Source organism: Marinobacter fonticola (genome assembly GCF_008122265.1).
GTDB classification, from domain to species: domain Bacteria; phylum Pseudomonadota; class Gammaproteobacteria; order Pseudomonadales; family Oleiphilaceae; genus Marinobacter_A; species Marinobacter_A fonticola.
On record NZ_CP043042.1, the window covers coordinates 1,569,664 to 1,595,826 of the forward strand.

Annotated in this window: 28 protein-coding genes; 26 read left to right on the forward strand and 2 right to left on the reverse strand. The window is 58.4% G+C overall.

The window, feature by feature from the left end; genetic code table 11:
• Positions 1–63: 63 nt before the first annotated feature.
• The 3 genes from FXO11_RS07005 (at position 64) to FXO11_RS07015 (ending at position 1,686) form a co-directional block, all read left to right on the forward strand.
• Entirely contained in the window at positions 64–336 is a 273-nt protein-coding gene (locus tag FXO11_RS07005; protein ID WP_148862319.1) for an acylphosphatase, read from the forward strand.
• A gap of 134 nt (positions 337–470) precedes the next feature.
• Entirely contained in the window at positions 471–1,079 is a 609-nt protein-coding gene (gene lexA, locus FXO11_RS07010; RefSeq protein WP_148862320.1) for a transcriptional repressor LexA, read from the forward strand.
• Positions 1,080–1,119: 40 nt separating this feature from the next.
• Positions 1,120–1,686 (forward strand): cell division inhibitor SulA, encoded by a 567-nt coding sequence (locus tag FXO11_RS07015; protein WP_148862321.1) that lies wholly within the window; start codon positions 1,120–1,122, stop codon positions 1,684–1,686.
• A 237-nt stretch (positions 1,687–1,923) separates the two neighbouring features.
• Here FXO11_RS07015 and FXO11_RS07020 read toward each other — a convergent pair whose 3' ends face one another.
• Together FXO11_RS07020 and FXO11_RS07025 are read right to left on the reverse strand one after the other, a co-directional pair.
• Positions 1,924–2,184 carry a hypothetical protein gene (locus FXO11_RS07020; RefSeq protein ID WP_148862322.1) on the reverse strand — a complete coding sequence of 87 codons (261 nt, stop codon included), beginning with the start codon at positions 2,182–2,184 and terminating at the stop codon, positions 1,924–1,926.
• Positions 2,185–2,243: 59 nt separating this feature from the next.
• Positions 2,244–2,720 (reverse strand): DUF6586 family protein, encoded by a 477-nt coding sequence (locus FXO11_RS07025; RefSeq protein WP_148862323.1) that lies wholly within the window; start codon positions 2,718–2,720, stop codon positions 2,244–2,246.
• A 357-nt stretch (positions 2,721–3,077) separates the two neighbouring features.
• On the opposite strand from FXO11_RS07025, the gene FXO11_RS07030 reads away from it, so the two are divergent.
• From FXO11_RS07030 to flhB, 23 genes are all read left to right on the forward strand, one after another.
• Positions 3,078–4,436, forward strand: a complete 1,359-nt coding sequence (locus tag FXO11_RS07030; RefSeq protein WP_148862324.1) for a DUF1329 domain-containing protein — start codon at positions 3,078–3,080, stop codon at positions 4,434–4,436.
• Between the two features lie 168 nt (positions 4,437–4,604).
• Positions 4,605–4,928 carry a hypothetical protein gene (locus FXO11_RS07035; RefSeq protein WP_148862325.1) on the forward strand — a complete coding sequence of 108 codons (324 nt, stop codon included), beginning with the start codon at positions 4,605–4,607 and terminating at the stop codon, positions 4,926–4,928.
• 234 nt (positions 4,929–5,162) lie between these two features.
• Positions 5,163–6,617 carry a sigma-54 dependent transcriptional regulator gene (locus tag FXO11_RS07040; RefSeq protein ID WP_148862326.1) on the forward strand — a complete coding sequence of 485 codons (1,455 nt, stop codon included), beginning with the start codon at positions 5,163–5,165 and terminating at the stop codon, positions 6,615–6,617.
• A gap of 272 nt (positions 6,618–6,889) precedes the next feature.
• Positions 6,890–8,137: a sensor histidine kinase gene (locus tag FXO11_RS07045; protein WP_148862327.1), complete on the forward strand. Its 1,248-nt coding sequence runs from the start codon at positions 6,890–6,892 to the stop codon at positions 8,135–8,137.
• A gap of 105 nt (positions 8,138–8,242) precedes the next feature.
• Entirely contained in the window at positions 8,243–9,685 is a 1,443-nt protein-coding gene (locus tag FXO11_RS07050; protein ID WP_148864824.1) for a sigma-54-dependent transcriptional regulator, read from the forward strand.
• Between the two features lie 298 nt (positions 9,686–9,983).
• A complete protein-coding gene (gene fliE, locus FXO11_RS07055) occupies positions 9,984–10,352 on the forward strand; it encodes a flagellar hook-basal body complex protein FliE (protein WP_148862328.1) in 369 nt (122 codons plus the stop codon).
• A gap of 15 nt (positions 10,353–10,367) precedes the next feature.
• Positions 10,368–12,077: a flagellar basal-body MS-ring/collar protein FliF gene (fliF, locus tag FXO11_RS07060; protein ID WP_148862329.1), complete on the forward strand. Its 1,710-nt coding sequence runs from the start codon at positions 10,368–10,370 to the stop codon at positions 12,075–12,077.
• Positions 12,070–13,119 (forward strand): flagellar motor switch protein FliG, encoded by a 1,050-nt coding sequence (gene fliG, locus FXO11_RS07065; protein ID WP_148862330.1) that lies wholly within the window; start codon positions 12,070–12,072, stop codon positions 13,117–13,119. The genes fliF and fliG overlap by 8 nt, the downstream gene beginning before the upstream one ends.
• Positions 13,119–14,048, forward strand: a complete 930-nt coding sequence (locus tag FXO11_RS07070) for a flagellar assembly protein FliH (protein ID WP_148862331.1) — start codon at positions 13,119–13,121, stop codon at positions 14,046–14,048. Before fliG ends, FXO11_RS07070 begins: the two co-directional genes overlap by 1 nt.
• On the forward strand, positions 14,029–15,378 hold the full coding sequence (fliI, locus tag FXO11_RS07075; protein ID WP_148862332.1) for a flagellar protein export ATPase FliI: 1,350 nt from the start codon (positions 14,029–14,031) through the stop codon (positions 15,376–15,378). Before FXO11_RS07070 ends, fliI begins: the two co-directional genes overlap by 20 nt.
• Before the next feature lie 3 nt (positions 15,379–15,381).
• Positions 15,382–15,831 carry a flagellar export protein FliJ gene (gene fliJ, locus FXO11_RS07080; protein WP_148862333.1) on the forward strand — a complete coding sequence of 150 codons (450 nt, stop codon included), beginning with the start codon at positions 15,382–15,384 and terminating at the stop codon, positions 15,829–15,831.
• 212 nt (positions 15,832–16,043) lie between these two features.
• Entirely contained in the window at positions 16,044–16,349 is a 306-nt protein-coding gene (locus FXO11_RS07085; protein WP_148862334.1) for an STAS domain-containing protein, read from the forward strand.
• A 43-nt stretch (positions 16,350–16,392) separates the two neighbouring features.
• Entirely contained in the window at positions 16,393–18,117 is a 1,725-nt protein-coding gene (locus tag FXO11_RS07090; RefSeq protein ID WP_148862335.1) for an ATP-binding SpoIIE family protein phosphatase, read from the forward strand.
• 131 nt (positions 18,118–18,248) lie between these two features.
• A complete protein-coding gene (locus FXO11_RS07095) occupies positions 18,249–18,596 on the forward strand; it encodes an Hpt domain-containing protein (RefSeq protein ID WP_148862336.1) in 348 nt (115 codons plus the stop codon).
• Positions 18,597–18,794: 198 nt separating this feature from the next.
• A complete protein-coding gene (locus FXO11_RS07100; RefSeq protein ID WP_148862337.1) occupies positions 18,795–20,030 on the forward strand; it encodes a flagellar hook-length control protein FliK in 1,236 nt (411 codons plus the stop codon).
• 234 nt (positions 20,031–20,264) lie between these two features.
• A complete protein-coding gene (locus tag FXO11_RS07105; protein ID WP_148862338.1) occupies positions 20,265–20,768 on the forward strand; it encodes a flagellar basal body-associated FliL family protein in 504 nt (167 codons plus the stop codon).
• Between the two features lie 133 nt (positions 20,769–20,901).
• Positions 20,902–21,900, forward strand: a complete 999-nt coding sequence (gene fliM / locus FXO11_RS07110; protein WP_148862339.1) for a flagellar motor switch protein FliM — start codon at positions 20,902–20,904, stop codon at positions 21,898–21,900.
• Positions 21,893–22,384, forward strand: a complete 492-nt coding sequence (fliN, locus tag FXO11_RS07115; RefSeq protein ID WP_148862340.1) for a flagellar motor switch protein FliN — start codon at positions 21,893–21,895, stop codon at positions 22,382–22,384. The genes fliM and fliN overlap by 8 nt, the downstream gene beginning before the upstream one ends.
• Before the next feature lie 194 nt (positions 22,385–22,578).
• A complete protein-coding gene (fliO, locus tag FXO11_RS07120) occupies positions 22,579–23,046 on the forward strand; it encodes a flagellar biosynthetic protein FliO (protein WP_148862341.1) in 468 nt (155 codons plus the stop codon).
• A 5-nt stretch (positions 23,047–23,051) separates the two neighbouring features.
• Positions 23,052–23,822, forward strand: a complete 771-nt coding sequence (gene fliP / locus FXO11_RS07125; RefSeq protein ID WP_148864825.1) for a flagellar type III secretion system pore protein FliP — start codon at positions 23,052–23,054, stop codon at positions 23,820–23,822.
• Positions 23,823–23,844: 22 nt separating this feature from the next.
• A complete protein-coding gene (gene fliQ, locus FXO11_RS07130; protein ID WP_148862342.1) occupies positions 23,845–24,114 on the forward strand; it encodes a flagellar biosynthesis protein FliQ in 270 nt (89 codons plus the stop codon).
• Between the two features lie 2 nt (positions 24,115–24,116).
• On the forward strand, positions 24,117–24,899 hold the full coding sequence (fliR, locus tag FXO11_RS07135) for a flagellar biosynthetic protein FliR (RefSeq protein ID WP_148862343.1): 783 nt from the start codon (positions 24,117–24,119) through the stop codon (positions 24,897–24,899).
• A gap of 56 nt (positions 24,900–24,955) precedes the next feature.
• A complete protein-coding gene (flhB, locus tag FXO11_RS07140; protein ID WP_148862344.1) occupies positions 24,956–26,092 on the forward strand; it encodes a flagellar biosynthesis protein FlhB in 1,137 nt (378 codons plus the stop codon).
• Positions 26,093–26,163: the final 71 nt, after the last annotated feature.

Sequence of the window (26,163 nt, forward strand, 5' to 3'; positions counted from 1 at the left end):
CCACGTTAGGGTATATGGTAAAAAGATGAACGTATTTCACGTCTATTCAGGGAGGTTGTTGTAATGGAAGAACAGTGTATTCGGGTCGTGGTATCAGGGCGTGTGCAGGGCGTCAACTTCCGCGCCAGTGCTCAAGAGCAGGCGAAGTCCAAAGGGATTTCGGGCTATGCCAAGAATCTCTCTAATGGCGGTGTCGAGATTGTAGCTTGTGGCGATGAATCCGCTATTGAATGGCTGGTTGAATGGCTACACAAAGGTCCAGCCCAAGCGAGGGTGGACGAGGTGAAAGTTGAATCGATTCCCTACAAGCCACGCAAAGAATTCTCCGTAAAGTAAGCTCCCTCCACAATCGGCTCAGGATGTTGTCACGCTGTTGGCAGCCTCTTGGCCGCTCTCATGCCATTAGGGTTTACACTGGATAAAATACTGTATATAGTTCCAGTTACTGTATATAAAGACAGGTAAACGGCATGAAGCTGACACCGCGACAATCCCAAGTCCTCGATATCATTCGCCGCCATGTGGGTGAGACAGGCTATCCGCCCACCCGTGCAGAAATTGCGCGAGAGCTGGGGTTCAAATCCGCCAACGCGGCGGAAGAGCATCTCCGGGCATTGGCTCGCAAAGGTGCCATTGAAATGGTGCCCGGTGCCAGTCGGGGCATCCGGCTGCCCGAGGCCGAGGAAGACCCCGGTCTACCTATTGTAGGGCAGGTGGCGGCCGGTAACCCGATTCTCGCAGAAGAACATATTGACGATTATTGTGCTCTTCAGCCGACCTTTTTTTCCCCCTCTGCAGATTACCTGCTGCGTGTGCGCGGCATGAGTATGAAGAATATCGGTATTTTCGACGGCGACCTATTGGCGGTCCATAGGACGCAGGATGTCCACAGTGGCCAGGTTGTCGTAGCGCGCGTCGGCGAGGAAGTGACGGTGAAGCGTTTTAAGCGGGAAGGAACCCACGTGTACCTATTGCCGGAAAATGACGAATTCGAACCCATCGATATCGATCTGACCGAGCAGGAGTTATTTATCGAAGGCCTTGGTGTGGGTGTGATTCGTCGCTCGGATATGCACTGACCGACCTAGAATTTGGCGTGTATGGCATTGGAGGTGTCTCGTGGAGCAGCTTAGTTTTAATCAGAACCTGACTTACAACAATGCTGTGTTGTCGTCGAACGCCGTGGCTCGCCCCTCATCCGGCGCTCCGGCGATAGATGGGTGGCGAGCGAGTCCGGTCGCGTGTTCAGGCGCGGTGACTCTCCCCGCGGGCCGTGGCTCTAACAAGGACCTTTCTGACGCGGCCATACCGCCTGCTCCGAACAGGCCGGAAGGTAACGTCACCGAAATTATCCTGCCAGAGGCGCAGGTTGAGAATATGCAGTTGCTGTTATCGATGCTGACGCAGCTGAACCAGGAGCGCCGCTGGCTGGCGTGGATCGACCCACCTCAAACGCTGATGCAAAAGTGGCAGCAGATGCATGGCATCGTTGCTGGCGAACTCCTCGTGCTGCGTTCAACCGGTCAGCATGATGCCTTGTCGCTGGCGGAGCGTGCATTGGCTGCTGGAACTTGCCACGCTGTGGTGATGTGGACGGGGGGTGCGTTTGGCGCTGCCGCGTTCGATCGGCTGCAGTTCGCGTCCGCAAAAGGGGATAGCCATGGCGTCGTGCTTCGTCAGCGATGATAAATCCGGCAAGCCAATGTTCCGGCGAATAAGACGAAGAAGGCAAATAAAATAGTATCGTTAGGCTTTGGTTTGCGTGTACGCCGAGAGGCTATGTGTATTGATGGGCTAAACGGCAGGAACTGAGCAATGAGCGCTGCTCGGGGTTGAAGCTGCATCGGGCGGGAGGTGCATGAATATTTTACGGGCGCCAAGGCGCCCGTTTTTGCATCTTGCGCAATGACAAGTCAGCAATAGTCAGTGCAAGGTTCTCGGATGAGTTGAGGGCTGATGCTCTAGCTCATCCTCATCCCAATCGATATCGTGGGCTATATTGCCAACGGCTTCGATGCCGGCCGTCATCATCGCTTTTGCGACCGTGAGGTCCTGCTCTTCCATCATGTCGCGTGCTTCCTGGGAGAACGAGATGCGCACCAGCGGCGCGGTCTCGTCATCGGCCCGACGCAAGGCGAAATCGCCATCGGGAAGCTCGACAATTTCCAGAATTGATGTAGACATAAATACTGCCTTATTCCTGACGGCTGCGCCGCCTGAATGAGAAATTTATTACGTTGGACTCACCACTCGTCGTGGCGTTCCAGAATGATCTCGATGTACTGTTTCAGACCTGCCGCCGTGTTCAGAAGTGCGGATGTCGAACGATCCGGCCCCGATTCTGCAGATACCGCGATTAAGTTATCTTGTTCCACCGACAGCTTGCGTTGGGCGGGGTGGCGTTGAGTTTGAGTCAATACCTCAATGTGTTGCCACCATGAGCCCGGTCGCATAGCCAGTTCGCGCAGTTCGCCGATTTCAGCGCTTTCGCCGGCTACCAAGTCGGCCAGTTCGTCAAGCCCTCGCGGTGAGGTGTGACGGACTTGGTAGAGCTCCGCAATAAGCTGAAGCAGCGCCGTGCGCGCCTCATGAAGCAGCGCAACCGCCCCCTGAATTGAAGCTTCCCGTTCAGCTGCGTGTTCCTGACGATCTGCAATTCTGAGCAGAGTGGATGCCAGGAATGCCTTCTGTTTGGTGAAAGACGGCCACTGAGATGCCATGAGCGATTAGCCACCTGCTTGCAAATTAGCCGGGCAAAAATACCGTGCCCCAAAGGTAACGACTGTCTACGTAGTCTAACAGATAGCAGCTGCGGTTTCGCGTCCAGCCGATGAGAGATATCCGCAAACCGGTGGCGTCAAAAAACTCGAAATGCATCATGGTTTTAACAACTTCCTACAAATAATTTCTTGTCATTATTTCATCCATCAGGCAAATAAGCGCCGTCTTTGAAATTTTTCAGGCATTTTCCCGTGGTCGGGCATTTCCGGTGGTAAGGGCCCTGCACAGAAATGTGTTCAGCGGTGTCCTGGTGCCGGAACCTTGGCTCACGGCTTGCCGTTTGGAGGATATGAATCATGCGCCATCGTTGGCTTGCGCTTTCCATGTTTTTACCGCTTGTTTGGCACAGTGGGGTCAGTGCCAAGGTATCCGAAGCGGAGGTTGCACGCTTGGGCCAGGATCTAACCCCGATGGGTGCTGAGCGTGCTGGCAACGTGACCGGTACGATTCCCGCCTGGAATGGCGGTTTGGCGACTCCCCCGGCGGATTACCGAGAAGGTGAGATCGAGGTCGATCCGTTTCCCAACGATAAGCCGCTGTTTGTTATCTCCGGCGGTAATCTGGATCTTTATAAGGACAACTTAACGGCCGGTCACCAGCAGTTGTTACGCCAGTATGGGCCTAACTATGTGATGCCGGTGTATCCGAGCCGACGCACAGCGGCTTATCCAGAACGCATCTACGAGCGTTCCCGGGAGAATGCCGCCAAGGCGACTTTGCTGGATAATGGCAACGGCGTGCGTGACACCATTGCCACCAGTCCGTTCCCGATTCCCAGCAACGGCCTGGAAACGATCTGGAATCATATCCTGCGGTTCCGCGGTGAGGAAGTGTCTTTCCGGTCGGCTTTCGCGACGCCGACTGTCGACGGTTCGTTTAACCCCGTGCTGACCGAGTACGACTACTTTTTCGCGTATAGCGAGCCGGGCGTTGAGTTGCGCGATATCGACAACAAGATCTTCTACCTGAAGACCCGTATCATGTCCCCGTCCAGTTTGGCGGGCACGTTGAATCTGGTCCACGAAACGTTGGATCAGGTGCGTTCCCCCCGGCTGGCTTGGCGCTACGAATCCGGCGAGCGCCGCCTGCGCCGTTCGCCAAACCTGGCGTACACCACCGACCTGCCCAACAGCTCGTCCCTACGCTCGGTCGATCAGAAAGATTTGTACAACGGAGCGCCCAATCAGTACGACTGGGAGCTCAAAGGTAAGCGCGAGATCTACGTGCCTTACAATGCCTATAAATTGCATCAGCCCGAGGCCAGTGCCGACAAGATTATCCGGGGCCGGCATATCAATCAGTCGCTGGCCCGCTATGAGCTGCATCGCGTTTGGGTGGTAGAAGCGACCCTGCGCACCGGCATGGACCACATCTATCATCGCCGCGTGTTCTACATCGACGAAGATAGCTGGCAGATCCTCGCCACCGAGGAGTACGACGAGGAGGGCAATCTCTGGCGTGTTTCCGAAGCCCATGGCATCAGTTACTACACGGTACCGGTGTTCTGGACCACGCTGGAATTGACCTACGATCTCAAGTCCGAGCGCTACTACGTAGACGGTTTGGATGACGGGCAGGGTCCTTACGATTTCAGCCCCGGTTTCCGCGGCAGCGAGTTTACCGCCTCTGCAGTGCGTCGTTCAGCCCGCCGCTAGCCGTTTGCCCGCTATCGCGAACCCGGTACTGCAACAGAAGTGCCGGGTTTTTTCGTTGGGTAGCCGTGTTTTCGGTTGAACGGCTTGCTGAACCACGGCGTTGTCAGCATGGGCCGCTATGCGGCTATACTGTTTTTATGGCCTAAACACCTCGATTGGGAGATTTTCATGCCAGCGGCTTTGGAATCGTTGGATCGCCTACTTGATGACTTTCGTCACGCCTTATCGCTGGACGATCTCGATGAAATTAATCGTGTCAACGACGCCGTGCGTCCGACCATTCAGGCGGCTGTGGCCGAAGTGCGAGACGGCGCTGTCGAGGCTGGTGCCCTGGAAGAGCGATTGACTGATCTGCAGGCACTGACGGAGCAGGCTTCCCAGGGAGCATTCAAGGCCCGTGACGAAGCGGCGCGGGGCTTGCGGGACATCAATCAGAACCGGCATGCAGCCAATGCCTACGCCAATGTCAAAAACCGTGGACCGCGTTATTGAGCATTGACTGCCGCTATCGCCTTCTACTCTGAACGTTCAGGGCGTCATAAAATTGACTGATGCTGCTGCAGGCACTTAAAACCGCGTCGGAAATCAGGCATTATCAGCAGCATGATTTAGCGCCTTGCTGAGAAAGCTCCGAATCTTTCGGTTAGCTGTTCCATGTCGGCTGTAACCGTAGCCGCCAGGACTGAGAGCCAAGGAGCATTTTTTCGACCCGGAGATCCAGACTGCATGTCCAGTGACAACAACAAGATATTGGTGTTGATCGGCGAACAGGAGGTTTGCCGTGACCTGACGACCATCCTTGATTTCCTTGGCGAGGCGCCGACTGTGGTCGAGCCCGGTGAGATCGGCTCGATCGATGCCGATCATCTTAAAGAGGTCTCCGCTGCCGTATTGGATGGCCGGGACCCCAACGTGCCTGCGGTGCTGAAGTCTCTGGACAAGCTCGATGCCGGACTGCCGGTACTGATGATTGGCGATCCCGATCTGGCGGAGCTGAATAGTGAGGTAGTCCAGCGGGTTATTGCCCGCATGGAGTGGCCGCTGAATTATACCAAGTTTATCGACTCCCTATACCGGGCCCAGGTTTTTCGCGACCAGTATGCCCATACCCGCGAACGGGGGCAGCAGCGCAGTATCCAGCTATTCCGCAGCCTGGTGGGCACCAGTCGTACGGTTCAGCACGTCCGTCAGCTGATGGGGCAGGTGGCCGACAAAGAGGTCAGCGTGCTGATTACCGGCGAATCCGGAACCGGCAAGGAGGTGGTGGCGCGCAACCTGCACTACCACTCACCCCGTCGCCAGAAGCCGTTTGTGCCCGTCAATTGTGGCGCGATTCCGGCCGAGCTATTGGAAAGCGAACTGTTCGGTCATGAAAAGGGCGCTTTCACCGGTGCGATTACCGCCCGTGTGGGTCGTTTCGAGATGGCTGAGGGCGGTACCCTGTTTCTGGACGAGATCGGCGATATGCCGCTGAACATGCAGGTCAAAATCTTGCGGGTATTGCAGGAGAAGACCTTCGAACGCGTCGGCAGCAATCGCACCCAGTCGGCCGATGTTCGCGTGGTCGCCGCGACGCACAAGAACCTCGAAGACATGATAGAGGCCGGTAATTTCCGTGAAGATCTCTACTACCGTCTCAACGTCTTTCCCATCGAAATGCCGGCACTGCGTGAGCGCGTCGAAGATATCCCGCTGCTGGTAAACGAGCTGATTTCACGGATGGAAAAGGAGAAGCGCGGATCGTTGCGGCTCAATTCTGCCGCGATCATGAGTTTGTGCCGCCACGACTGGCCGGGCAACGTGCGCGAGCTGGCGAACCTGATCGAGCGACTGGCGATCATGCATCCTTATGGCGTGATTGGTGTGCAGGAGCTGCCCAAGAAGTTTCGCTACGTGGACGATTTCGACGAGAACCGTCCGGTCGAGGATGTGGGTATGCCGGCTGGCGTTCATGGCCTGGTGGGCCTGGACGCGCCAGCGCTATTGCCGGTGAATGGTATCGATCTCAAGGACTATCTGGGCAATCTGGAAAAGCAGTTGATCCAGCAGGCTCTGGACGAGGCCGGCGGCGTGGTGGCTCGGGCCGCCGAGAAATTGCGGATCCGTCGCACGACGCTGGTTGAGAAGGTGCGTAAGTATGGCTTGCGTGAAGACACCTCCGATACCTCCGAGAACATTTGACCGTCTCCCCTAGGCTGTTGTGGTGTCGCGCCCGGCACCACTTGGCGGCGATCTTCAGGATCCCGGCCACCCGTCAAAATCCCGTTTAACCTCTGGACAATCCCGCCCCTTAGCCGACGGATAACTGTCGTCGGCTCTACGGTCATTTCTGAAAGCGACTGAAAACACACGAGAAAACAAAACTGGCACAGCAATCGCTTATTAGCCTGCAACGTCCATTTAACCTGAGGCATCGCAGATCGGTTTCTGCGGTCGACTTCCGGAGGTCAGGCATGAGCCAATTGCAGTTTTCCATCCATTCGTCCGCGCCGGATCGCGCATCCAATGCCGCTGCTGACGCGAATGAAAAGGTGACGGCCTTATTTCCGCGGACCAATGGCCCGCAGTCCAGCGAAGACGCGGCTGTGGATTCCGCGCTCGATCTGTTCAATCGCATGTCGCGCCAGATTACCGACTCTTACCGGACGCTCGAATCCCGGGTAAACCAGCTATCCGGTGAGCTTTCGGCCGAGACCCGCCAACGTCAGCAGGAGTTGGAAGAAAAGGAGCGACTGGCGGACCGTCTATCCACGCTATTGGCTGTCATGCCTGCCGGCGTGGTCGTGCTCGACAGCAAGGGCGTAGTGAGCCAGTGCAACCCTGCCGCCGTTTCGCTGCTGGGCGAGCCGCTGGACGGCGAAGCCTGGCTGGATGTCATTCGTCGTTGTTTCGCGCCGCGTCGGGATGATGGTCACGAGGTGTCGCTACGCGACGGCCGCCGGGTGAGCATCGAGATCCGTTCCATGGAAAACGAGCCTGGCCAGCTGATCCTGTTGACCGACCTGACCGAAACCCGCCGCCTGCAATCGCAGTTGTCCCATGCCCAGCGCCTTTCGGCCATGGGCAAGATGGTCGCGTCGCTGGCGCATCAGATTCGTACGCCGTTATCCGCGGCCATTCTCTACGGTGGTCACCTATCCCAGCCGGACCTGGATGAAGAACTACGTCAGCGCTGTGCCAATCGCCTGATGTCGCGCCTGACTCACTTGGAGCAGCAAGTTCGCGACATGCTGATTTTCGCACGCGGCGAAACCCGCCTGGCAGAGCAGCTTCCACTGGCGGGCTTGGCCGATGGCCTCCGGGCTGCTGCCGAAGCGCTGCCGCTGAAAGCCGGTATCGAACTCGAGTGGGATATGCAGGCCGACGAAGGCGCAATTCATTGCAATCGCGATGCGTTGGTGGGGGCTTGTATGAATCTGGTCAGCAATAGTCTGGAAGCGGGCGCCACCCGGGTGCGCCTAGGGATGTCCTTGGCAACCGGGCAACTGGAAATTTCAGTCAAGGACAACGGGCCGGGCTTCGTCCCCGACCAGCGTGACCAGTTGCTGGAAGCATTCTACACCACGAAGTCTCAGGGCACCGGTTTAGGTTTGGCGGTGGTCCAGGCGGTGGTGAAAGCCCACCGCGGCGAATTTACATTGGAATCGAATGGCGCTGACGGCGCATTGGCGCGGCTGCGGCTACCGCTGGTCGCTGCATAGCGAAGAACAACCGGGACGGGTGTCAATGGACCCGAAGGTCCCATCATGACTTGGATGCCGGCGATCAACCGCTGGAACAAGAAGACAGACGTGGCGGAGGCAATCATGGCCAAATCAACCGTTCTTATCGTGGAAGACGACCAGGATCTGCGTGAGGCACTGGTTACCACTTTAGAACTAGCCAAGTTCCGGGTGCGCGAGGCGGATTCCGCCGAGCAGGCACTGGAGCGGCTGGCCGAGGCGCCGGTGGATATCGTGGTGAGCGATGTCAATATGCCGGGCCTTTCCGGTCATGAGCTGCTGGCCGAAGTCCAGCGCCGGTATCCCGGCTTGCCGATGATGCTGATCACCGCCTACGGCCAGATCAGCCACGCGGTATCCGCGATGCAGGCCGGTGCGATCGACTACTTGGTCAAGCCGTTCGAGTCGCAGGTTTTGGTCGAAGCGGTCACCCGCGTCGTCGGCGGGACCACCCAAAGTCCGAAAGACGAACCGGTGGCGGAAGATCCAGTCAGCCAGCGTATGTTCCAGTTGGCGCGTAAGGTGGCGACCAGCGATTCCACCGTGATGATTTCCGGCGAGAGCGGCACGGGCAAGGAAGTGCTGGCGCGCTATATCCACCAGCATTCCCCACGGGCCAATCAGCCATTCGTCGCCATAAACTGCGCGGCCATTCCGGAAAACATGCTGGAGGCAATCCTGTTCGGTCATGAAAAGGGCGCCTTCACCGGCGCACATGCGACCTCTCCCGGCAAGTTCGAGCAGGCTAACGGCGGCACGATTCTGCTGGACGAAATTTCGGAAATGGAACTGGGGCTGCAGTCCAAGCTACTGCGGGTACTGCAGGAGCGGGAAGTGGAGCGTGTCGGCGGCCGCAAGCCCATCCAGCTCGACGTGCGTGTGCTGGCCACAACCAACCGGAACCTGGCGGACTATGTACGTGAAGGCAAGTTCCGCGAAGACCTGTACTACAGGCTGAGCGTTTTTCCCATGCAATGGCAGCCTTTGCGTGAGCGTCCGCGTGACATCATGCCGCTGGCTCGCCACCTGCTGAAGCAGCACAGCCGTAAAATGAAGTTGACCGGTATCCTGTTCAGCCGCGATGCGGACGAGGCTCTGCGCACCCACACCTGGCCGGGCAACGTGCGCGAATTGGATAACGCGATCCAGCGGGCACTGGTACTGCTGCAGGGTCAGGAAATTGTCGCCGACGACCTGTGCCTGGATATGGGGATCACCGGCCTGGCGCCCCGAGCCTCGGTTTCGGCTATGCCGGCGCCAGCTTATAGCCAGCCTGAGTATCTGGACGACTCGGACGATGGGACATTCGACGCGGACGACGGTATCGAGCCGGTGGATGCGGGCTCGCTCGGGCATGACCTTAAGCAGCGCGAGTTCCGCATCATCATCGATGCCCTCCGTCGTGAGCGCGGCCGGCGCAACCGAGCTGCTGAACAACTGGGCATCAGCCCGCGCACCCTACGCTACAAACTGGCCCAGATGCGCGATTGCGGCATCGATCTCGACGCCGAACTGGCCACGGCGTGAGTTAACGGCTAACCCGGCGAGTACAGGTCTGCTCTCAAGTACTTGCCGTAAGTACTCCTTCATTGGCACCTTCGGGTGCCTTTTTTTTCGGTTGCTCTCACCCCAAGTTACGTCGGCGTATCCACGACCCCCAGTCAATTAATTGGCAATGTTCTCGTAACCATCCTCTTTTTTCGAATTAAGTCCATGAAAAACAAAGGCTTTTATTGAGTGGCCCAGCTCTTGCTTTAGTGGATATAACGCGTATTAACAGAGGTTAGCGGGCGTCCTGAGCAAGGGCGTCAGCCGAGGGGGAAACATGGTTCAACGAGCCGACATCAACAGCGTACTCTCCGATATCCGCTCATTGCGGGCCCAGATGATGCAGAACCAGCGGGTCGAGCAAGACGGGCAACTCAATGGAGCTCTGGATCGTGTACGCAAGCCGGAAGGTACTCAGGAGACGGCGGGCTTTGGCGATATGCTCAAGCAGGCGGTCAACCAGGTGAACGATCTCCAGCAAACCTCCAGCGATATGCGCACGGCCTATGAGCAAGGCGATCCCAACATGGACATTACCCGCGTGATGATTGCTTCCCAGAAAGCCTCCGTGTCTTTCGAGGCGCTGACCCAGGTTCGAAACCGGGTGGTGCAGGCCTACGAAGACGTTATGAACATGCCGGTTTAATAGCGGAGCAAAATCATGTCCAGCGTACCCGCTGAAATCAATAACACTAACGCTGCACCGGCTTCCGAGCCCAGCAGCGAAGGCCGCAGCGACTTGCTGTTTGGCTTCAACCGGCTAACCCTGCTACGTCAGATTGGCCTGATGGTCGGTTTGGCCGCCAGCGTCGCCCTGGGCGTGGCCGTGGTGCTTTGGGCCCAGGAACCGAATTATCAGCCAGTGGTCGGTGACCTGTCTGCCTATAACCCCCAGGAAGTCACTGCCATCCTTGACCAGGCCGGTATCGAATACCGTATGGAACCCCGCTCTGGTGCGCTTCTGGTGGCTGCGGACGATGTCTACAACGCGCGCCTGAAGCTGGCCGCATCCGGCGTTACCGATGAGAAAACAGTCGGCTACGAGCTGCTGGACCAGGAGCGCGGCCTGGGTACTTCGCAGTTCATGGAAACCATCAGCTTCCGCCGCGGGCTTGAAGGTGAATTGGCGCGTACCATTTCCAGCATGAAGAGTGTCCGCGGTGCGCGGGTGCATCTGGCCATTCCCGAGCGCTCCGTCTTCGTTCGCGATGCCCGTCATCCCTCTGCCTCGATATTTCTGGATGTGTTCGCCGGCCGCCGCCTATCGGGTGAGCAGATTTCCGCGATTGTGAACCTTGTTGCGGGCAGCGTGCCTGAGATGCGCAAGGAAGATGTGACCGTTGTCGACCAGACCGGCAACTTGCTGTCGGATCAGGAGAGCAACGACAACCGTCAGCAGATGCAGGACCAGTACGAATACGGCGCCCGCATTGAGGACAAGCTGACCAAGCGCGTGGCGAGCATCGTTTCACCTATCGTGGGCGATGGCCGTTTCCGTGCCGAGGTGTCGGCGGATCTCGATTTCTCTGCGGTTGAACAGGCCGAAGAACTATTCAATCCGGAACAGCGCGCCATCCGCTCCGAGCGCGAAATGAGCGAGCAGCGTGTCTCCGGTGCTAATGGCGGCATACCCGGTGCTCTGAGCAATCAGCCGCCGGGCGAGGCCACAGCGCCGGAAGTGGCGGCCAATCAGCAAGGTGAAGGCGGCGAGCCTGCACCGCCTCCGCCGGTGAACGTTCGTAGCGAGTCCACCCGTAACTATGAGATGGATCGGACGGTGAGCTACATCCGGCAAGAGCAAGGCAAAGTCGAAAGACTGACGGTTGCGGTTGCCGTGGACGATATGCGTGTGGTTGACCCGGCAACCGGGGATGTCAGCTACGAGCCCTGGCCCGAGCAGGATCTGCAGCGCCTGACACTTTTGATTCGTGACGCAGTGGGCTATTCAGCCGCACGTGGCGATAGCGTAACGGTGATGAATACCGCCTTCGCGCAGGAGCAGACCGTGCAGTTCGAACAGCCGGGTTTCTGGGAGCAGCCCTGGTTCTGGGATCTGATGAAGCAGGTCCTGGCGGGATTGGTGATTTTGATTCTGGTACTGGGTCTGCTGCGGCCGACGCTCAAGAGCCTGTCCGGCGCTGGCCGTCAGGAGCGTGAAGGCGAGCTGGGTGGCTCCGGCGATTACGACAGTCTGGAAGGCCTGGGCACGGACGATGCCCTGCGTTCAGCCATGGACCGTAGCGACGACCTCCTTTTGCCGGGATCGGCAGACAGCTATGATAAGCAATTGAACGCATTGAAAGGCGTGATCGCAGAAGACCCGGCTCGTGTAGCCCAGGTCATGCGCCAGTGGGTGAACGTGGATGAGTGACGAAAACGCACAACAGAATCAGGCCGCCAGCGCGCCGCAGAAAATTCGCCGTAAGATTCCCCGGGTTGAACAGGCTGCCATTCTGTTGATGTCTCTGGGCGAAGCCGACGCCGCGCAGATCCTCAAACACATGGGGCCCAAGGAAGTTCAACGCGTGGGCGTGGCGATGGCGCAGATGAAGGATGTCAGCCGCGATGACGTCAAGTACGTACTCGATGAGTTCGTCGAGGCCGTCGGCGGTCAAACCGGTCTGGGTGTCGGTAACGACGACTATATCCGCGCCATGCTGACCCAGGCGCTGGGTGACGATAAGGCATCCAGCCTGATCGACCGCATTCTGATTGGCGGCAATACCACCGGGCTTGATACGCTCAAGTGGATGGAGCCGAGAGCCGTCGGCGACATTATCCGTTACGAGCATCCGCAGATTCAGGCGATCGTCGTGTCCTATCTCGATCCGGATCAGGCGGCGGAGATCCTCGCCACCCTGGACGACAAGGTTCGTCTCGACGTCATGATGCGTGTAGCGTCGCTGGAAAGCATCCAGCCGCAAGCGTTGCAGGAGCTGAACGACATCCTCGAGAAGCAGTTCTCGGGCGGTTCGGCGACGCAGACCAGCCGTATCGGCGGTATTAAGCGGGCGGCGGATATCATGAACTTTATGGACCGCGGCATCGAAGGCAACCTGATGGATTCCATCAAGGATATGGATCCGGATTTGGCCTCCACTATCGAAGACTTGATGTTCGTGTTCGACAACCTCAAGGATATCGACGACCGCGGTATTCAGTCGCTGCTGCGCGAAGTGTCTTCCGAAGTGCTCGTGGTGGCGCTCAAGGGTTCCGACGACGAAGTTAAGGATAAGATCTTCAAGAACATGTCAAAGCGTGCGGCCGAACTACTTGCGGACGATCTGGAGGCCAAGGGCCCGGTGCGCGTGAGCGAGGTCGAAGCGGCGCAGAAAGACATTATCACCATTGCCCGGCGTATGGCCGAGGCCGGTGAAATCACCCTTGGCGGGTCCGGCGAAGAAATGATGTGATGAAAAACAAAAGCCATCGTGATCGTATTCCTTCCGAGGAATTGACAGCTTATGAGCGCTGGGAACTTCCCCTGCTGGACGAGCACGGGAACACGGTGGCCCATTCCCGTGAGGAAGAGCGCGACGTCAAGCCCTTGACGGCGGCCGATATCGAGGCCATTCGCCAGGAAGCCTGGGAGGACGGCCAACGCGAGGGCCGCGAGGCTGGGCATCAGGAAGGTTTGACCAGCGGTCGTGAGGCGGGCCACCAGGAAGGACTGGAACAAGGGTTGGCTGAAGGCCGCGAGCAAGGTCGCCAGGACGCACTGGAAAAGACGAGTGCGGAGGTCGCCCAGGGGTTGGAGCGTCTGGAAAAGCTGCTGAGTGAACTGGTAGATCCGATCCGTCGGCACGAAGATGAACTGGAAACCGCGCTGTTCAATTTGGCCACGGTGTTGGCCCGGGCTGTTGTCTATCGTGAACTGCAAACAGACTCCTCCCAGATCCGTGCCGTGGTGCGGGAGGCCTTGGCTAGTCTGCCCTCCACGCAGGAAAACGTACGTCTGCGAGTTAACCCGGCAGATGTTGAATGGGTCAGGGAAGCGGCGAACCGGCTTGATGCCGAGGCCAGTATTGTCGAGGACGACACCATACTCGCCGGGGGCTGCCAGGCGGAAACCCGGCACAGTCTGGTGGATTTCACCGTTGAGAAACGATTCCAGAAGGCCGTGCAGCGCATGCTGGATCAGCAGCTGGATAGCGATCAGCCTGGCGACAGCGTTGAACTCGACGCTATGATGGGGGAGCTGACGGATTTTCACCGTGAGGTTCTCGAAACCCCCGGCACCCCTCCGGAAACGGCAGATTCGACGACACCGGCGGCCTCGGACGAGGCCAGCGACGACGACCCAAATATCCCGGAGGACGACCGTGACGAGCAGTCTCGCTGAGCGGATTAATCGCCTTCAGGATTATCTTCCCCCGAAACTCGAGCCGGAACTTTCCGGCCGGTTGACCCGTATGGTCGGTCTGACCCTGGAGTGCGTCGGTTGCCCGATGGTGGTGGGCGACCGTTGCGTGATACAGGGCCAGGGTGTAAGCAGCGTTGAAGCGGAAGTGGTGGGGTTTGAGGACGATAGGGTCTACCTGATGCCCCTGACCGCCATTGAGGGACTACGCCCGGGTGCCCGCGTGGTGCCGCTGTCTGCAGCCAGCCGCGTCCCGGTAGGACCGGAACTGCTGGGCCGGGTGGTTAACGGTACCGGCGTGCCGCTTGACGGTGGTGGCCCGCTACGGGCCGAGGCCCAAGTCGGACTGTCGGGAGCCATTATCAACCCGCTGCACCGGGCGCCGGTGCGCCAATCCCTTGACGTGGGTATTCGTGTCATTAATTCGCTGCTGACCGTAGGGCAGGGCCAGCGGCTGGGCCTATTCGCCGGCAGTGGCGTGGGCAAGAGCGTGCTGCTGGGTATGATGACCCGCTTTACCGATGCGGATATCACCGTGGTCGGCTTGATCGGCGAGCGGGGCCGCGAGGTCAAGGAGTTCATCGAGGATATTCTTGGCGAAGAGGGGTTGGCCCGCTCCGTGGTCGTCGCCTCGCCGGCGGACGATTCACCCCTCATGCGATTACGTGCCGCCATGCTGACCACCCGCATCGCCGAGTATTTTCGCGACCAGGGCAAGCGAGTACTGCTATTGATGGATTCCCTGACCCGTTATGCCCAGGCGCAGCGCGAGATCGCACTCGCGGTGGGTGAGCCGCCAGCAACCAAAGGCTACCCGCCGTCGGTGTTCGCCAAGCTACCGCAATTGGTTGAGCGAACCGGCAACGGTAAACCTGGCGGTGGCTCCATCACCGCGTTCTACACCGTGCTGACCGAGGGCGACGACCAGCAAGACCCGATTGCCGACGCTGCCCGAGCCATTCTGGATGGTCATATCGTGTTATCCCGAAGTCTGGCCGAAGAGGGTCACTACCCGGCCATCGATGTGGAAGCCTCGGTTAGCCGGGTAATGCCTCAGGTCACCAGCCAGGACCACTTCCGTAAGGCCCAGGAGTTCAAACAAATTTTTGCCCGCTACCAGCAAGCCCGGGATCTCATCAGTGTCGGCGCCTACGTCAAAGGTTCGGATCCGGTGACGGATTACGCCATCGAGCGTATCGACAGCATGCGTGCATTCATGCAGCAAGGCTTGAAGGAAAGTGCGCCGTATCAGGACAGTGTCGACCGTTTGAAAACGGTGCTCCCCGAACGCAAGACCAAGCCAGGGGGATAACGTATGAAACCGCGATCTCAACGCTTGCAGGTGGTCTTGGCGCTGGAACAGCGCCGTGAAGATCAGGCGCTGGACTTAATGAACCGGGCCCGTCAGCAACTGCAACACCACCAGCAGCAACTTGAATCGCTGCGCCAGTATCAGGCGGACTACCGCGTGCAGATGCGTCAGGGCCAGCAGGGGGTCGTGTCGGTCAATCGTTTGCAAGGCTGGCAGGCCTTTATTGCCCAGCTCGATCACGCCATCCAGGCGGAAGAGAAGCAGGCCCAGCGTGCGAACGCCAGCTACGAAAAAGCCCGCGACGGATGGCGCGAAGCCTACGAGCGCAAGCAGGGCATGGTCCGTCATATCGAAGCCTGCCGCGCTCAGGAGCAGCGCGAACAGGACAAGCGCGAACAGAAGGCGCTGGATGAGGCCGCCAACCGAATACACGCGAGGCGACGCTTGAACTGACGTGTTCATTCAGGCGCGACTTAACGAATTGCGCATGCAATTCCCCCAGAGTTGGCTATCCTCAAAGCGGGGATCTAAAAAAAATCACCTGGCCACGGAGCATTTAGGCGTGGTTAAAGGTTTGCGATGGACTAATGGTCCAGGCGCTCGGCAATAACGAACACACTGATTACGGCAAGACCACAGACTGAGGTATCGATGGAGGACACCGCATGGCAATTCATACGCGGCGAAGCGAGGATGGACGCACGCTAATTATCAGTATTGACGGGCGCTTTGACTTCAGCTCTCACCAGAGTTTCCGCGACGCGTACGAACACGGCGACCAGGAAGTAAGCGACTACGTCATCGATATGTCGGAAACGACCTATCTGGACAGCTCGGCGCTGGGGATGCTGCTGTTATTGCGGGATTACGCCGGGGGCGATGCTGGCCGGGTCAGGATCGAGAACTGCAATAACGATGTCAGGCGTATTCTCAGCATTTCGAATTTCGAACAGTTGTTTTCGATAAAGTGACGCCATGACGATTAGGCCAAGTTAGAACCGGAGAAGCCTTGCATTGGACGAAGCGGACAAGGATGCGCAGCCTCTCCGCATCCTGATTGCCGACGACAGTGAAAGCGACCGCCTGATTCTGAAAACCATGGTTCGTCGTCAGGGCCATGAGGTGATGACGGCGGCAAACGGAGTTGAGGCCGTTGACAGCTTTCGCAGCTTCAAGCCCCAGATCGTTCTGCTAGACGTCATGATGCCGGGCATGGACGGTATGGAAGCTGCGCGCCATATCAAAGCGTTGGCCGGCGAAGAACTCGTGCCGATCATCTTTCTGACCTCCCTTTCCGACGCGGACGCACTGGCTCGCTGCCTGGAGTCCGGCGGTGACGATTTTCTCTCCAAGCCTTACAACCGCATCATAATCGAGGCCAAGATCAACGCCTTTAACCGAATGCGGGTGATGCACCGGACCTTGAGTAAACAGCGCGACTTGATCCGGGCCCGCAACGAGCAATTGGTTAAGGAGCAGACCATAGCCCGTCGGGTTTTTGACAATGTTGCGCACACCGGTTGTCTCGACGCGCCCAATATTCGCTATCACGCATCGCCGATGTCCGTATTCAACGGTGACGTGCTGTTTGCCTGTCCGCGTCCTTCCGGCGGCATGAACATACTGATCGGCGACTTCACGGGCCACGGCTTGCCGGCCGCCATCGGCGCGATGCCGCTGGCCGAAATCTTTTACGGCATGACCAGCAAGGGCTTCCTGATCGGCGATATCCTGCGGGAAATCAATCTGAAGCTTTGGCGTATCCTGCCAACCGATATGTTCTGCTGTGCCGCCTTCTTGGAGTTGGATTTCCACCTCGGCAACCTCACGTTCTGGAACGGTGGTTTGCCGGCCGGATTTCTCATGCGCCGCGACCAAGATTTATTGCCGCTGCCGTCGCGTCACCTACCGTTGGGTGTTGTCTCCGGCGATCGCTTCTCCGCGGAAGTGGATACGGTGAAAGTGGAAGAGGGCGACACCATACTGTTCGTTACCGATGGTGTGCCGGAAGCCACCAATGCTCATGGGGACATGTTCGGCGAAGCCCGGCTGCGTGAAGTGCTCGACGCGTGCGACACGGATCGGTCCGCGTTGGAGGCCGTCCTGGCAGCGATCCAATCCTTTACCGACACGGAGCAAACCCGAGACGATCTGACGCTGGTCTCGGTCGATGTGGCGCTATCGGCGGTGCTGGATGAGCTGCCTCAACGGGTCGCGCAATCGGCTCTGGGCGGTCCGGCGCGCTGGACTTGCGAGTACGAAGTGGCGGGTGAAACTTTGTCCCAGTTCAATCCGCTGCCTCTGCTGCTGCATATTTGCATGGAGGTTCCGGGTTTGAGGCGGCGGAGCGGCGAGGTCTACACCATACTCTCGGAGCTGTACACCAACGCGCTGGAGCACGGCGTACTCAAGCTGCCCTCTAGTTGGAAAAGTTCGCCCGAGGGGTTTGGCCACTACTATGCTGAGCGAGAGCGGCGTCTGCGCAGTGCCGGCAAGCACGATACCGTACGCTTTCGGCTCCAGCATGAAACAGGTCAGAAGGGCGGCGAGCTCCGGGTCAGTTGCAGCGATAGCGGGGAGGGCTTCGACTATACTGATGGCGCATTGTCTTCTCTTGAGAACGATGGTTACGCTGGGCGGGGCCTGGCGTTGCTGCATCAACTGTGTGAGTCGCTGACACACCGGGGCAGCGGGAATGAAGTCGAGGCCGTCTATTGCTGGTCCATTGATTCCCGGTAGCCCTCCGCGATGTCATGAGCGGTACCGCGCTGAGCGCCGGGCACGACGTGTCTGCTGGGGCCAAGCCGCAAGCGAGCGCCCATGTGCAGTAGACCTGTTGTGCAGTAGACCTGTAAGGAGACGAGACGACCATGAACCAAAAGCCACATCTGGATGGCGAAGCCCTGGCGGAACTGCGTGAAGTCATGGAGGACGAGTTCGAGGTTCTGATCAGGACCTATCTGAGCGACTCCAGCGAACGGCTTGATGCGCTGCGCTCGTCGTTGCGGGAGCGCAACGTGGATGCATTCACCAAGTCGGCCCACAGTTTCAAAGGCAGCTGCATCAATATCGGAGCGCCGCGCCTCGGTTCCCTGTGCTCGGACGCGGAATTGGCCGGACGAGAAGACCGGCTCGATGAAGCGGTGCACATTCTGGACGATATACAAAGCGAGTTTTCTGCGGTTCGCGAACTCCTGGAACGGACACTGATCCGATGAATGTTTCTACCTGACCACCCTCGATGCGCGTTGATGGCTCTTTGGCAGTGACTCTACCGCGCCCTGGCGGGTTGTCCTTTCCTTAGCGCCTATTGGACTTCGTATTGTTGACACCTGTCTTGTATTAAAAAGATTGGCACCTATCTTGCTCCGAAACAAACAATTGTTCTAACTACGCCAAAACGGCAAGAGGTTGCCATGTCCGGAATGGTGCTGACGCCTGTGTCACCCACCCCTGAAAAAACAATTGAACGTCAAGGTTCTGCGTCGGAGAGCGAGCGGCCGGCGGAGAGGTTTGAAGCTGTCTCGGCGCGTGAAAAGGCGCGTCTGGAGCAAAAGGACGCGCGGCAGGATCGTGCCGATCGCGTGGCCGAGGAAGACCGGGTGGCCAGGCAAAAGTCGGAGCAGCAGCGCCTGGAGGAAAATCGGGCCAAGCCGGCTGAAAACGCGGACGAGTCTGGAAAACCAAACGAGAGCGCCAGGTCGGGCGATAAAGCCTCAGAATCGTCACCAGCAGATAAGGAGACGACCGCTGAGAGTGCCGGTGACGCTTCTGAGACGCCGGATCAGCAAACTGGCGCCATCGGCGACGAAATTTTGCCGATGTTGTTTGGCCTGCCTTTGCCGCAGGAAAGCGTAACTCAAGGCCCGCGGAGCCTGACCACAGGTGTGGGCACGCAGATGGGCACGCAGAGTAGCGGGATGGCGGGCGTTTCCACCGCGGTCATGGACAAACTGATGATGCAGCCCTTGCAGCAGGGCAGTGCGGGTGGTGGAAGCGATTCCGATAGCTTGCTGGGCATGAAGAGCGAGCAGCTCGGCGCGTTGGTCGGTAAGTCGGCCTTGGGCGCCGACGGCAAGGCGGCGGATTTTTCCGCCCAGCTTGCGCGTTTCCAGGGGAGTGGGGAGACGGGCGCCCTGCAAAACAATGCCACGGCCTTGCAGCGGGGTCTGGAAGGGCGCGAGTCCCAGGCCACCCTGAAAAGCTATTCCACCAGCCTGGACCTGCCGGTTCAGCACGCCCAATGGGGTGAGAAAGTGACGGGTAAGCTGGCTTGGTTGACCGCCCAGCGCATGTCCACTGCGGAAATTCATATCACTCCGCCGGATCTCGGTCCCCTGGAGGTTCGTGTTCAGGTCCAGCAGGATCAGGCTCACGTGACCGTCCACGCGACGCACTCCGCTGTACGTGATCAGCTTGAACTGAATGGTCACCGGCTGCGCGATATGCTGCAGGAAAATGGCCTCACTCTGGAGAAGTTCGAGGTTTCGGCCGACGCCTCCGACCAGGGCGCTCAGCAGCAACTTGCGGATGAGGGCCAGTCTGGTCGCTACGGCTTCGGTTCCGAAGGTGAAGGCGATGGCTTGGAAGATACCTTGGGTAGCGGCAGTTTGGACCTGAGCTGGCGCGGCGAGGTTGACCTCTACGCCTAAGATGTCGTCACTCCTGGCCGGCATCTATCTGCCGGCCGGTGGTTTATGTCTTCCCGTACAGCGGCTAGACTTCTGTTTTATAAACGTGTCTGGAATAAAGAGCGCGACGGTGGCCAGCCACAAAACCTGGCCGCTTTCCTGCAGAATTCGGCTTTCATGTGACGTAATTGGTCTGCTCCTTGCTTAAGATCCGGGCGTATTCGTGGAGTGACAATAAACTGACTGTTGGGAACTATGGCAGAGAATACGGAGCAGGCGCCCGCGGGCAAGAAGGGTAAACTTAAACTCATTATTGGCCTGGTCGTCGTGATCGTATTGGCCGTGGCTCTATCGATAGGCGGGACGCTCTGGTTTCTCCAGTCTGGCGACGATGCCGAGACGCAGGACGGCGACGCTGATACCGCAGCGGCGGAGGCGTTCGAGCCCAGTCTCTATTACTCGCTCGACAAGCCATTTATCGTCACACTGGCCAGTGAGGAACGGCAACGGTATATGCAGATCTTCGTGGCGCTGCAAAGCCGAAATCAGGCAGCGCTCGATGCGGCCCAAACCCATATGCCGTTACTTCGTAGCCGCTTGCTAACGCTGTTCGGAGCGCAAGATTTTCAGGCCATGCAGACCCCGGAGGGGAAGCAGGCATTGCTTGAGGAAGCCCTAAGTACCGTCAATACGGTGCTCGAGCAGGAGGGCGCGGAACCCATTGATCACATTCTGTTCGAAAACTTTGTGTTGCAGTAGCGGCGGCATTAGCCACGGGATCAACCGCACGAACAGCGAAAGATTAATCATAAGGGGACCGGCAACTGCGGCGCGAAACCTGCGTTGCCGGTCCCGTCGTCGTAATGGCAACCTCTGAGATCGGATAACAGGTATGCAGGACTTACTGTCACAAGACGAAATCGATGCGCTATTGCACGGCGTCGACGACGGTGACATCGACACCTACGACGATGCTGACGAGGCCGGTGTCAAGTCGTACGACCTGGCGAGCCAGGATCGTATCGTCCGTGGGCGGATGCCGACCCTCGAGATGATTAACGAACGTTTTGCGCGCTACACCCGTATCAGTCTGTTTAACCTGTTGCGCCGCAACGCCGACGTGTCGACCGGCGGCGTGCAGATCATGAAGTTTGGCGAGTACATCCATACGCTGTATGTGCCGACCAGTCTCAACCTCGTGAAAATGCGCCCGCTACGGGGCACCGGGCTGTTCATCCTGGATGCCAAGCTGGTGTTCAAGCTGGTGGACAACTTCTTCGGGGGCGAAGGGCGGCATGCCAAAATCGAAGGCCGCGAGTTTACGCCGACCGAAACCCGTATTGTGCAGATGATGCTCAACCAAGTGTTTCAGGACATGCGGGAAGCCTGGAATGCGGTGCTCAAAGTGGACTTCGAATACATGAGCTCGGAAGTGAACCCGGCCATGGCGAATATTGTCAGCCCCAGCGAGGTGGTCGTAATCAGCACCTTCCACATCGAGCTGGACGGCGGTGGCGGCGAACTGCATATGGCTTTGCCGTACTCGATGATCGAACCGATTCGCGATGTGCTCGACGCCGGGGTGCAAAGTGATATCGACGACGTCGACGAGCGTTGGGTCAACGCCCTGCAGGAAGACATCAAAGCCGTCAATGTACCGATCAATGCGACCGTCTGCCGCCGCCGCATGTCTTTGCGCGAGTTGGCCAAGCTTAAGGCCGGTGACGTCATTCCTATCGAGATGGAAGGCGATCTCACCATGACGGCCAACGGCATTCCCATTTATAAGGCCCAGTTGGGTACCCGGGATGGCAACCTGGCGCTACGGGTTACCGAGCGCGCAACCCGCCCCAACGTAAAGAAGCAATTCAAGGTGGACAGGAATGGCTGAAGACCAGAACCAGAAAGACGACAACGAGATGAGCGAGGATGAGAAACTCGCCGCCGAATGGGAATCGGCGATGTCTGAATCCGGCGAAGCGACCGACGAAGGCAGTGGCGGGGACGACGACTGGGCTGCGGCTATGGAGGAAGCGGGCCAGGGCAACTCGGTGAAAACGGCGCCCATGGAAGAATTCGAAGAGGCTGCGCCTCAGACTGGGAACGGACCAGCGCCGGACCTTGATGTTATTCTGGATATTCCGGTGACCATCTCGATGGAAGTGGGTAATACCCAGATTCCCATCCGCAACCTACTGCAACTGAACCAGGGTTCCGTTATCGAATTGGACCGGCTGGCAGGTGAGCCCTTGGATGTGCTTGTGAACGGCACGCTCATTGCCCACGGTGAGGTGGTGATGGTCAACGAGAAATTCGGTATCCGGCTAACGGACGTTATCAGCCCGGGTGAGCGGATCAAGCGTTTGTCGAAATAGCCGTCGAATAACGTACGCCGTGGCCCATAACGCGCTGTCCAATAACGCTCAGACTAAAAAACCTAGTCCAGAAAAACACAGGTCAAACGCATCTTAGTCTAGACAGCACATGGTCTAAGTAAATCACAGTCTAAAAACAATGCATGACCGGAACGGCGCCTGAGCGGCATCGTTCCCGGCCCGGAGGAATAATCTTGAAACCTGTCCTTGCTTTCGGGCTGCTCCTGGCGAGTATGCCGCTTGTGGCGGAACAGGCGGCGTCCGACGGACCCATGGCCGGTGGGCAGGGACCGGATAGCCTGATTTCGCTACTCAGTCTTGGCGCCGGTCTGGTCGCGGTCATTGCCCTGATCTTTGGCTGTGCCTGGCTGGTCAAGCGCATGAATGGCCTGACCGGTATCAACAGTCAGGCCATGCGCATCGTGAGTGTATTGTCGGTTGGCGCCCGCGAACGCATCGTGCTGGTCGACGTGGGCGGCACGCAGATTCTGCTGGGCATTACACCGTCGGCTATTCGTACGCTGCATGTTTTTGACGAGCCGGTGGTCACCGAGTCAGGCCGTGTCGAAGGCGATTTCGCCAAGCGGTTGCAAGCGATGATCGGCCGCAACTGGGGTGACCGCTCGGCTGCCGACCGGGGTGATCGCGGAGGTGATGCGTGACCCGGATGTTCCGTCTGTTACCCCTGTTTCGCCTGTTACCCCTATTGTTACGAACGCTTCCCCTGATTCTTTTTGCCTTGCCAGTCTCGGCGGATATTCCCGGTATCCCCGCTGTGACCGTAACGCCGGGCGACGGCGAGGATACCCAGGAATACTCGGTCACCCTGCAGGTTCTGGCGTTGATGACGGCGCTGACCTTTCTGCCGGCGATGCTGATGATGATGACGTCGTTCACCCGGATCATCATCGTCTTCGCCATTCTGCGCCAGGCTCTGGGCTTGCAGTCCACGCCCTCCAATCAGATCCTGCTCGGGCTGACCCTGTTCCTGACCATCTTCATTATGCGGCCGGTGCTGGAAGAGGTGAATCAGGTAGCGCTGCAGCCCTACATAGCCGAGGAAATCGCACCGCTGGAAGCCGTGGAGCGTGCCAGTCAGCCGTTCCGCCAGTTCATGCTGGCCCAAACCCGGGAATCCGATATCGGTCTGTTCATGCGTATTTCCGGCGAGCAGGCGGCAAGTCCGGAGGAGGTGTCCTTCTGGGTGCTGATGCCGGCGTTCGTGACCAGCGAGCTCAAGACCGCGTTCCAGATCGGCTTTATCCTGTTTATCCCATTTCTGATTATCGACATGGTGGTGGCCAGCGTTCTCATGGCCATGGGGATGATGATGCTGTCGCCGATCATCATCTCGTTGCCGTTCAAGATCATGCTATTCGTGCTCGTGGACGGCTGGGCTCTTATCATGGGTACGCTGGCCGCCAGTTACGGCATATAGGCTGCGCGCCGGGAGGCAAGTCATGACACCGGAAACCGTTATCGACATCATGCGGGAAGCGCTCTGGCTCATTGTACTGCTATCGGCGGTCATCATTGGGCCGGGGCTGGCCATTGGTCTCGTCGTCAGTACATTTCAGGCTGCGACGCAGATTAACGAGCAAACCCTGAGCTTCCTGCCTCGCCTGATTGTAACCCTGCTGATGATCATCTTCGCCGGCCCTTGGATGTTGACCACATTGATAGAGCACGCCGAGACATTGATCATGCGCATTCCTTACTTGATCGGCTGACTATGGGAGCGGACGTTTCTGCAGATCTCATTGGCCAATGGGTAGGGCAGCACTTCTGGCCGTTGTTCCGTATAGCCAGTTTCATGATGGTGATCCCCTTCGTCGGCGCCGGCCTGGTGCCCGCGCGGATTCGCCTGGGTTTGGCGCTGCTGATGACCATACTGGTGGTGCCGATGATCGGGCCGGTACCGGCTGTCGATGCACTCACCGGGGATGCGGTGATCATTACCCTTCAGCAGATCACGATTGGGGTTGGCTTGGGCTTTGTGCTGACGGCCCTGTTCCAGCTTTTTGTCATCGCCGGCCAGATGATTGCGATGCAAATGGGTTTGGGGTTTGCGTCGATGGTCGATCCGGCCAACGGGGTGACCGTGCCGACGCTGGCGCAAGTCTACACCATCACCGTTACCTTGTTGTTTCTGGCGATGAACGGCCACCTGGTCGCCTTTGAGGTTTTTGTCGAGAGTTTCCGGGCCATTCCCATCGGCACCACGGGGCTCAGTCAGAACGCATACTGGCAGTTGGCCAACCACATCAGCTGGATGTTTGTATCTGCCATGATGCTGGCATTGCCGGCAATTACCGCGGTGCTGATCGTCTACATCGCTTTCGGCGTCATGACCCGGGCAGCGCCGCAGCTCAATATTTTTGCGCTGGGCTTTCCCATCGGCCTGCTTTTTGGCCTTTTCGCAATCTGGGTGCTGCACGAGGACTTCCTGCCTCACTTCGATCAATACACGCGGGAAACCTTCGAGTTCATGCGCGCCCTCCAGGGTTTACCCTAAGGGACTTAACCAGAGCTTCCCTAAGTTAATCGTCGTCCGAAAGAGACAGAGACGGTATGGCTGAAGATAACGATAGCAGTCAGGAAAAAACCGAAGAGGCTACCCCCCGAAGGATCGAAAAGTCCCGGGAGGAGGGGCAGACGGCGCGATCTCGCGAATTGGCGACCATGGCGGTGCTGCTGGCGGGCGCGGGCGGCTTGCTGATGTTTGGCTCCAGCCTGGGCGCGTCGCTGGAAGCCATTATGCGCAACAGCTTCGAGTTCGACCGCATGGTGGCGTTCGATACCAATCAAATGAGCCTGTTTCTCGGAGCCGCCGCAGCCGATGCCGCCTGGGCGCTCTCCCCCATTCTGTTGATGCTGCTGATTGCCTCGATTGCCGGTCCGATTGGTATTGGTGGGCTGCTATTCAGTGGCAAGGCGGTGGCCCCCAAACTGAGCCGCATGGACCCGATGAAGGGGCTCAAGCGCATGTTTTCGGCGCGGTCGCTGGTGGAACTCGTCAAATCCATTGCCAAAGTGGCGCTGGTCATGCTGATCGCCATCACGATCCTCGACGTGCGTACGGAAGACCTGCTCGCCATAGGCGAGGAGCCGGCCGTGCCGGCCATGGTGCACGTGCTCTGGACCATTGCCTGGAGTTTTTTCTTCCTGTCCTGCGCAACCATTGTGATCGCCGTCATCGATGTGCCTTTCCAGATCTACGACCACCAGAAAAAACTGCGCATGACCAAGCAGGAAGTCAAAGACGAGTACAAGGACACTGAAGGTAAACCGGAGGTTAAGGGCAAGATCCGCCAATTGCAGCGGGAAATGGCCCAGCGCCGCATGATGCAGGATGTGCCTACTGCGGATGTGGTGATCACCAACCCGTCGCACTATGCGGTGGCTTTGAAGTACGACCAGAAGGCTATGGCCGCCCCCGTTGTGGTGGCCAAAGGCGCCGACCAGGTGGCCTTCAAGATCATGGAAATTGCACGTGAGCACAAGGTGGACGTGCTGCGTACGCCCCCGCTGACCCGGGCGGTCTATCACAACACCGACATCGGCGGCGAGATTCCCCATGGCCTCTACGTGGCCATCGCCCAGGTGCTGGCCTACCTCTATCAGCTACGCCGCTATCGTCGCGGGCAGGGCGAGCGGCCAGGGATGCCGGAATTCCCGATTCCCGGCGATTTGCGTCGGGATAGCTGAGACGGACTCTAAGGAATCTCTGATTAAGTCTATTGGCGATTCTAAAGCGTCGCGCTCATTTGCGCGGTAGC

Coding starts and splice junctions, on each gene's coding strand:
- fliJ (WP_148862333.1), top strand. CDS start 15,382: ATGAAACCGCGATCTCAACGCTTGCAGGTGGTCTTGGCGCTGGAACAG.
- FXO11_RS07050 (WP_148864824.1), top strand. CDS start 8,243: ATGGCCAAATCAACCGTTCTTATCGTGGAAGACGACCAGGATCTGCGT.
- FXO11_RS07045 (WP_148862327.1), top strand. CDS start 6,890: ATGAGCCAATTGCAGTTTTCCATCCATTCGTCCGCGCCGGATCGCGCA.
- FXO11_RS07105 (WP_148862338.1), top strand. CDS start 20,265: ATGGCAGAGAATACGGAGCAGGCGCCCGCGGGCAAGAAGGGTAAACTT.
- fliQ (WP_148862342.1), top strand. CDS start 23,845: ATGACACCGGAAACCGTTATCGACATCATGCGGGAAGCGCTCTGGCTC.
- lexA (WP_148862320.1), top strand. CDS start 471: ATGAAGCTGACACCGCGACAATCCCAAGTCCTCGATATCATTCGCCGC.
- FXO11_RS07095 (WP_148862336.1), top strand. CDS start 18,249: ATGAACCAAAAGCCACATCTGGATGGCGAAGCCCTGGCGGAACTGCGT.
- FXO11_RS07035 (WP_148862325.1), top strand. CDS start 4,605: ATGCCAGCGGCTTTGGAATCGTTGGATCGCCTACTTGATGACTTTCGT.
- FXO11_RS07040 (WP_148862326.1), top strand. CDS start 5,163: ATGTCCAGTGACAACAACAAGATATTGGTGTTGATCGGCGAACAGGAG.
- fliF (WP_148862329.1), top strand. CDS start 10,368: ATGTCCAGCGTACCCGCTGAAATCAATAACACTAACGCTGCACCGGCT.
- FXO11_RS07070 (WP_148862331.1), top strand. CDS start 13,119: ATGAAAAACAAAAGCCATCGTGATCGTATTCCTTCCGAGGAATTGACA.
- FXO11_RS07005 (WP_148862319.1), top strand. CDS start 64: ATGGAAGAACAGTGTATTCGGGTCGTGGTATCAGGGCGTGTGCAGGGC.
- FXO11_RS07100 (WP_148862337.1), top strand. CDS start 18,795: ATGTCCGGAATGGTGCTGACGCCTGTGTCACCCACCCCTGAAAAAACA.
- FXO11_RS07085 (WP_148862334.1), top strand. CDS start 16,044: ATGGCAATTCATACGCGGCGAAGCGAGGATGGACGCACGCTAATTATC.
- fliM (WP_148862339.1), top strand. CDS start 20,902: ATGCAGGACTTACTGTCACAAGACGAAATCGATGCGCTATTGCACGGC.
- fliP (WP_148864825.1), top strand. CDS start 23,052: ATGTTCCGTCTGTTACCCCTGTTTCGCCTGTTACCCCTATTGTTACGA.
- fliG (WP_148862330.1), top strand. CDS start 12,070: ATGAGTGACGAAAACGCACAACAGAATCAGGCCGCCAGCGCGCCGCAG.
- fliR (WP_148862343.1), top strand. CDS start 24,117: ATGGGAGCGGACGTTTCTGCAGATCTCATTGGCCAATGGGTAGGGCAG.
- FXO11_RS07030 (WP_148862324.1), top strand. CDS start 3,078: ATGCGCCATCGTTGGCTTGCGCTTTCCATGTTTTTACCGCTTGTTTGG.
- fliE (WP_148862328.1), top strand. CDS start 9,984: ATGGTTCAACGAGCCGACATCAACAGCGTACTCTCCGATATCCGCTCA.
- FXO11_RS07025 (WP_148862323.1), bottom strand. CDS start 2,720: ATGGCATCTCAGTGGCCGTCTTTCACCAAACAGAAGGCATTCCTGGCA.
- flhB (WP_148862344.1), top strand. CDS start 24,956: ATGGCTGAAGATAACGATAGCAGTCAGGAAAAAACCGAAGAGGCTACC.
- FXO11_RS07020 (WP_148862322.1), bottom strand. CDS start 2,184: ATGTCTACATCAATTCTGGAAATTGTCGAGCTTCCCGATGGCGATTTC.
- fliN (WP_148862340.1), top strand. CDS start 21,893: ATGGCTGAAGACCAGAACCAGAAAGACGACAACGAGATGAGCGAGGAT.